The sequence below is a fragment of the Hominisplanchenecus faecis genome (genome assembly GCF_020687205.1).
GTDB classification, from domain to species: Bacteria; Bacillota; Clostridia; order Lachnospirales; family Lachnospiraceae; genus Hominisplanchenecus; species Hominisplanchenecus faecis.
On sequence record NZ_JAJEQE010000040.1, the window covers coordinates 23488 to 30623 of the forward strand.

Genomic DNA, 7136 nt, shown 5'->3' on the forward strand with positions numbered 1-7136 from the left:
TCAGATATTATAGTCCTCTTTGACAGCTAAGGCAACTTGAATTTATAACTGAGGTCTGTCATTTAATTCATATGCGAGACTGCTGCTCTTCTTTAACACTTCCTGCTTTTTATTCCGGATCCAGGCACGCCGTTCACTCTGATCACTGCCCTGCACTTTTTCTGCCTGACTTAAAATTTCTTCGTACTCGTCATATAATTCTTTCGCATAAATATCACAGGAAATGGCTTTTTCCATATTGATAAAGCTTTCTTCATAATTTTCTTTTTCCAGAGCACCATATGCCAGATATTGATAAACTTCTGCCAGATGTGTATTGTGCGTGAGGATCTGCTCTGCCGCCGAAGTTGCTTCCTCTGCACTCCGGCTTCCTTCCATCACCGCAAGCTGTGCCGGCGTATAAGCACCATAAAAGCTCAGTGCCTTCTGATGTTCTCCGACATAATCAAGCAGGAACGGTATGCAGAAATAAATACATCCCACACTTATAACTGTCAGAAAAATACAGTCTTCGATCTTTGTCTTTTTCTTTAAAGTACCCTCTGCTTTACCATAATCCAGACACAGAAGTCCCAAAAGCCCGATCGCAATAAACTGCAGATCAAAATCAATCAGCATATGCAGCATGATGAGAAGAAAAATCTGTTTCTGCATACTGCTCTGACTGCCTTTTAAGAGCTGACGCAGCATCACAGCCGCAAACAGAACAGCCGGAAGAATACCCAGATCCAGTGCAGCCTGTAACCAGTCGTTATGCACAAAGAGCGTCTTGTAAACTCCACTCTGCATCTGTCCTTGAACATAAGCATAGCCATGGTAACCCATTCCAAACGGATACTTTTCGATCATTTTTAATGCATCCAGATCATAAAGAATACGTCCTTTCCAGGTACTGGAATAGCGGAACACTGTGAAAATCCTGCCGATATTCTGCTCACCTGCCCCGTTTGTCACAACCATAACAACTGCAAGTACTGCAAACACAGCAACAATGCAAAAACCCCCGTATTTCTTTGCTTTTTGTGACGGCAGATGCCAGATAAACCAGATCAGATATCCAAAAAACAGAAGCATCACGCCGCGGCTCCCAGTCAGAAGCAATCCTGCCAAAAGTACAATTCCTTCCAGAATCTGCATTTTGTCTCTTTTGATGTCCGATTCCTGTTCTCTGCTTTTGTTTTCGATCCATCGATTGCAGATCACAACCAATCCTGCCAGCAGATAGAGTGCACAGGTATTAGAATACTGGAAAAATCCACCAAGACGCCCGGCCTTCCAGACCTGCTCTTTCAGAGCCGGAAATGGCAGTGCCAGAATCCCGGCCAGTACCATAAAGCAGCCGATGTGTGCGATATAGCCTGTTGCTTTCTGTCTGGTTTCATCCGAAAACTGCATGAAAAACAGATAGCCAAGAGGCAGTGGCAGCATTTTGATCACGCCCACAAAAGCCATTGCCCGATCGATTGCATAAAAACAGGTAATACCGAACCATAAAAACACAGACAGCAACACTGCCAGCTGTTTTTTCCCTTTGATCTGAAACGAATATTTTACGCGGCAGACGATAAGCAGTATACCAAGCACTGCCGCAAGCATCGCTCCTGAAAATTCATAAAATCCTCCATACAAAAATGCAGAAAGAAGAAGCACTGTAAAAACAGCTGCCTCTTCTTTCGTTCTTTTATATGGACTGCTCTTCCATTGTATTTGATGTTTTGTCTTTTTCTTTGAATTTTGCTGTGCCATATAAAATCCTCCGTAATGGCTTCGCCCTGTGCAAAACCGTTACGATCCTGTTATTATTTTTTAATTTTTACCGAACTGCTCTGTCCTTTTTTGCGGAACAGTTTCTGGTAATTTTTGAGTTTCTTTGCCGGAACCTTGATCGTCGCTTTTTTGTTAATACCCTTGAGTGCATTTGCTTTGACGGTCTTCAGTTTCGTGCTTTTTACGGTAATGTTTTTCAGGTTTTTGCAGTCCTTAAACGCTGCTTTTCCGATGCTTTTCACATTCGCTCCGACGGTTACCTTTTTCAGTTTCTTGCATCCGGCAAATGCCTGATCCTGGATTGCGGTAACGTTCGCTCCGATCACAACCGTCTGTACATCGCTTCCTTTGAGGGCATTTTTTGCGATCTGTACAACTTTGTAAGTTTTCTTATTGATCTGAACCGTCTTTGGAATATTGACTTTTTTCGTTTTGCCGTTGATCACTCCGACAAATGCCACCGTAGATGCGGACAGTACTTTATATTTCTGTCCCTTTACTTCTTTTACCGTACCGACTGCAAGCGTTCCGTCCGTGTTCTGGTTTCCATTGTTTGTATTCTGGTTTCCGTTGTTGCCCTGGTTTCCGCTATTTGTGCCGTTGCTGTTTCCCTTATCTCCGTTATCGTCTTTATGATCATCATCCTGATCATTTCCTGCACCTGCCCGAACTTCCACATCATAATATGCATATTTTGCTTTTGTTCCGGCTGCATTGACTACTTTTGTCAGAATCATCATCGTACCGGATTTTGTCATTCCTGCGAACGGCGTAAAGGCACCTGCATAGGCGATCCACTGATTATCCGGTACCAGTTCTGTCTGATAATCATATTTACTCTGGAAATTCTGCTCTGTCATCACACAATAGAACAATTTCGCAGTGCTGTCACCATATTCCAGCGTTACAGTCGTTGATGGTGTCGCCGGATATCCCGTCATAGAAATACCTGCCGCTTCAAAACCTTCTTCGACTCTCTGCTTACTTCGAAGCAGGACTGCATGGCGATCCCCCGCCTGACGGATACAATAGCTGTATTCTTCTCCTTCTGTCAGAGACTTCATATCTTCTGCTGTTAGCAGATACTTCTGGGTTCCTTTCGGGATTGAGATCTCTAATACCGTCCGGATCTCATTTTTATGATGGAACTCCAGAACAACATCCTGATCTTTCGTGTAGTTTCCAACATAAAATACACCGTTGGAAGTGCTGCCTGTCTGATTTCCCGGCTGATACTCCATGTCCACATAAACCGGAAACAGACCATTTAGATTCTTTGTTCCAGGAGCCTCATAAGTTTTGCCATTGACCGAAATTTCTGTGATGGAAAAATATCCGTTTTCACTTCCAAGACTTTCTATATCTGCTCTTGTAACCTCAAAATACTTCTGCTTTTTCACACCGGAAGCATCCTCCTGCACCTTGCAGTTCAGTTCCTTACGATTCTCATTATCATCCGCTTTGACAGTCACGCTTACCGTATCGCCGGCATTTGCAATATCATCTGCAATATAGACACAGTTTGTTTGAGAGAAAGCATCCAGCTGGCGTGCATATAAAACCGGTCTCTGGAAGCTGATATTGAGACCTTTTGCCAGGTTTTCATTTGCGATGACAACAGATCCCGTACCATATTTTGCTTCGTACTCAGACAGATCAAGGGAACAGAGAAATCTCTTTTTGCCAGATTTTGTATTGATCACATAAAAAATACCGTCATTGGCTACTTCATAACCATTTTCTTTGCTGTAAGTTCCAACGATCGTATCATTATAACTTACATTTCCATCGGTAAAATCATAACTTCTCTCTGCAAAGTACGGTTTTACATATTTTGCAACTTCATCATTCAGATTTAAGCCATATACATAAGCTGCCACATAATTTCCATGTTTGTCTGTATGGATTTCTTTGTCATTACCATATAAATTGGATTCATTGGAAGCATTTCCCTGTGAAGCTTCCGAATCCATCATGCCAAGAATGATCGGCTTGTCGGTGGAAATCACTGCATTCTTGATCACTGTTTTACAACCGCTTTCTGTCTCAAGAACCATATTGTAGGTTCCGTTCGGGATTGCCTCTTCAATGATCGCTCCGTTCTGGAAACCTGCCATGATTCCGTAAGTATACTGCGTGTTGTAAACATCACTGTCTCCGTTTTCATCAAATGGCATTTTCTTTGCCGGATAACGGTCATCCTGCACTCTTCCGGAATCTGTATCCTGATAAATCTGCATAATTTTTGTATTCAGACCATACTGTTTGCTGTCTTTTCCGTCTGCATTAACAAGATAAGATTTCTTGATCGTCTGATCTTCTTTTTCGCAGAATGCAGAAACCCAGTAAGCAGTCACCTGTGCATTTCCTGTGATGCTGGAAGTGTAGATCGGATTTTTTGTATTTTCAACTTTGACTTCTTTTGAACCCTTTGTTGTAAAATAATCTTCCTTTTTCAGTGTGATACTCAGACCGCCAACGGTTTTGCTGCCAGATTTGCCCGGATAGGTCAGTGAAACCTCTTTTGTTCCGCTCACATCATCCAAAATCGGAACAGAAATTTCATAATAGTCATAATCATCTTTGCCATATAAAGTATAATCCTGTGCTACCTCGCCGACCGCATATTCTTTCCCGCCAATCGTTGCTTTAAATGCATCCGCCTCCTGGCTCTGCAGAGAATCAGCGGATGTCCTCAGATACAGTTTTACCTCATATCCGTCGTACAGATGATCGTAATCACCTGTTTTCTTGCAAGCTCCTAAATAATACGTGTCATACAGACTTTTCAGCTGATCGCCGTCTGCCGCCTGGGTCTGTACAGTTTTTTCTGCGGATGCTGCCATAACATTTCCTGCCATAGAAGGCGGAAGCAGGATCTGCAGAAGAAGTGCCAGTACCAGTAAGAATGCTGTTTTCTTCATTGTGTTGCCCTCCCTTGTTTTTTATATTTATTATAATCTGACTCACATATAAAAATCAACGCTTATATTGGTAATTTTTACAAATTATTGTCTGTTTTTAAAATTTACAGTGGTAGTTTTTTTTGTTTTCGACTATAATAGACAGGAAAATATATTTGAAGCGATACAGCGTTATCACTGTATCAGAATGGAGGACAAAATGGAAATCGTATGCTTAGACCTGGAAGGTGTACTGGTACCGGAAATCTGGATTGCTTTTGCAGAAGAAACAGGCATCCCGGAATTAAAGAAAACCACCAGGGACGAACCGGACTACGATAAACTGATGAAATACCGTCTTAATATTTTAAAAGAACATAATCTGGGACTGAAAGAAATCCAGGAAACCATCGCCAAAATCGATCCGCTCCCGGGAGCAAAAGAATTTCTGGATAAATTAAGAGAACTGACACAGGTTATCATTATCAGCGATACTTTCTCACAGTTTGCAGGTCCGCTGATGAAAAAACTGGGTTATCCGACTATTTTCTGCAACTCTCTTGTCGTTGCTGACAACGGAGAAATCGTTGATTTCAAAATGCGTTGTGAGAAATCCAAATACACAACCGTCAAAGCTCTGCAGTCCATCGGCTACGATACGATCGCAAGCGGCGACAGCCATAACGACCTTGGCATGATCCAGGCAAGCAAAGCAGGCTTTTTATTCAGAAGTACCGATGCGATCAAAGCAGAATATCCACAGTTTCCGGCATTTGAGACCTATGATGAACTTTATGATGCAATTAAGAAAGTGATCGAGGGATAAGGCGGAGGTTTGTGTAAATGTGCAAATGAACAAATTCCCCGAAGGGCACGTGAAAGTGCCTTCCTTGGAATTGTTCATTTTGCACATTGTCAAAAGCTCCTGACCTGCCAGGGGGTGCTTAAACGGAAGTCTTTTTCTTGCCAAAATACAAAGATACGTTTTTCCTGTCTTTATCTTTTTACTTTTCCAAAATACAACTCCGTATGATTGTTCCGTGCGTTGCACTCCCACAATCTTTTCTACGCTCCGCTTCGGTCGGTGCTAAACATGTGCCACTGGCATCATTATATAGTATCAGATTTTCATTTTTTCGGAAATTCCTATGTGATTCTTATTATTTATGTGAATTTTAATTATTCTTTAAAAACATATTGAAATAATGAGAGTTATATGCTAACATATTTTCAAAGCATATTTCTTAACGTTCTTGGCATCCTGCCATCTATATTTTCTAATTCACATTTCAGAAATTCATGCTTTTCAATCAAACAAATCAAATTAAAAAGCAGGAGTTTCAAACTGTGAAAAAGCATATGCAGTATGACTGTCGCACTTTTGTACACTCCTGCACAGGGAGGTAGTACCTATGGCTCAAAAAGAACAACCAACTGTAAATCGTAATTACAAGGATACGGTATTTCGTATGCTGTTTTCTGACTGGAAGAATTTATTATCTCTTTATAACGCAATCAGTGGTGCTCATTACGATAACCCGGAAATGCTGGAAATTGTTACATTAGAAAATGCCATTTATATGGGAATGAAAAATGATCTTGCTTTTATCATTGACACAGATTTATTTCTGTATGAACACCAATCAACTTACAATCCAAATATGCCTTTGCGTGATTTATTCTATATTTCCAGTGAATATCAGAAACTGGTAGATAAGAAATCTCTTTATTCTTCCATATTACAGAAAATACCTGCACCACAGTTTATCGTATTCTACAATGGCACAGAAAAGAGAAAAGACAGCTGGGTGAACCATTTATCGGAGGCTTTCGAAAATCTGCCAGGCAATCCGAAACTGGAACTGGAAGTGTTGACAATAAACATCAATGAGGGTCATAATGAAGAACTGATGGAACACTGCCAGACTTTAAAAGAATATGCAAAGTACGTAAATTGTGTCCGTAAATATGCGAGGGAATTAGAATTGAACGAAGCAGTTAAACTGGCAGTCGATGAATGTATCCGTAATAACATTCTTTCTGAATTTCTTCGTGCAAATAAATCGGAGGTGATCTCTATGAGTATATTCGAATACGATAAAGAAGAGGAAGAACGCAAACTCAGAAAAGCAGAATATGAGGCCGGTGTAGCTGATGGATTTAACAATGGTTTTAACGATGGTATCAATACTGCAAAAAAAGATGCCGCTATTACTCTTACAGAACTTCATATGCCGATTGAGCAAATTGCCCTTGCACTGAAAGTAGACATAGAAGCAGTGAAAGAATGGCTGCGTTAAGCAAGTAAATAAAAAGTTGTCGGTGGTTTCCTGGCAGGTGTAAGGAATGGAAATGCCGCACATTTTAAAATAGTGTTTGCAAAAAATAGTATTGCATGTGCAAATGAACGAATTCCCCGAAGGGCACGTAAAAGTGCCTTCCCTGGAATTGTTCATTTTGCACATT

Annotated in this window: 4 protein-coding genes; 2 read left to right on the top strand and 2 right to left on the bottom strand. The window is 41.0% G+C overall.

All coding sequences use genetic code 11. The features are described 5' to 3' along the window. Nucleotides 1-42 precede the first annotated feature (42 nt). The gene (locus LKD42_RS10975) at nucleotides 43-1746 is read right to left on the bottom strand and encodes an O-antigen ligase family protein (protein ID WP_248835705.1); all 1704 of its coding nucleotides are present in this window, start codon (nucleotides 1744-1746) and stop codon (nucleotides 43-45) included. 53 nt (nucleotides 1747-1799) lie between these two features. Next, entirely contained in the window at nucleotides 1800-4691 is a 2892-nt protein-coding gene (locus LKD42_RS10980; protein ID WP_248835706.1) for a leucine-rich repeat domain-containing protein, read from the bottom strand. 199 nt (nucleotides 4692-4890) lie between these two features. Here LKD42_RS10980 and thrH point away from each other — a divergent pair, with 199 nt between their 5' ends. Continuing rightward, the gene (thrH, locus tag LKD42_RS10985) at nucleotides 4891-5496 is read left to right on the top strand and encodes a bifunctional phosphoserine phosphatase/homoserine phosphotransferase ThrH (protein WP_248835707.1); all 606 of its coding nucleotides are present in this window, start codon (nucleotides 4891-4893) and stop codon (nucleotides 5494-5496) included. Nucleotides 5497-6082: 586 nt separating this feature from the next. Further along, nucleotides 6083-6970, top strand: a complete 888-nt coding sequence (locus tag LKD42_RS10990) for a hypothetical protein (protein WP_248835708.1) — start codon at nucleotides 6083-6085, stop codon at nucleotides 6968-6970. The last annotated feature ends 166 nt before the right edge of the window (nucleotides 6971-7136 follow it).

Coding starts and splice junctions, on each gene's coding strand:
- LKD42_RS10975 (WP_248835705.1), bottom strand. CDS start 1,746: ATGGCACAGCAAAATTCAAAGAAAAAGACAAAACATCAAATACAATGG.
- LKD42_RS10980 (WP_248835706.1), bottom strand. CDS start 4,691: ATGAAGAAAACAGCATTCTTACTGGTACTGGCACTTCTTCTGCAGATC.
- thrH (WP_248835707.1), top strand. CDS start 4,891: ATGGAAATCGTATGCTTAGACCTGGAAGGTGTACTGGTACCGGAAATC.
- LKD42_RS10990 (WP_248835708.1), top strand. CDS start 6,083: ATGGCTCAAAAAGAACAACCAACTGTAAATCGTAATTACAAGGATACG.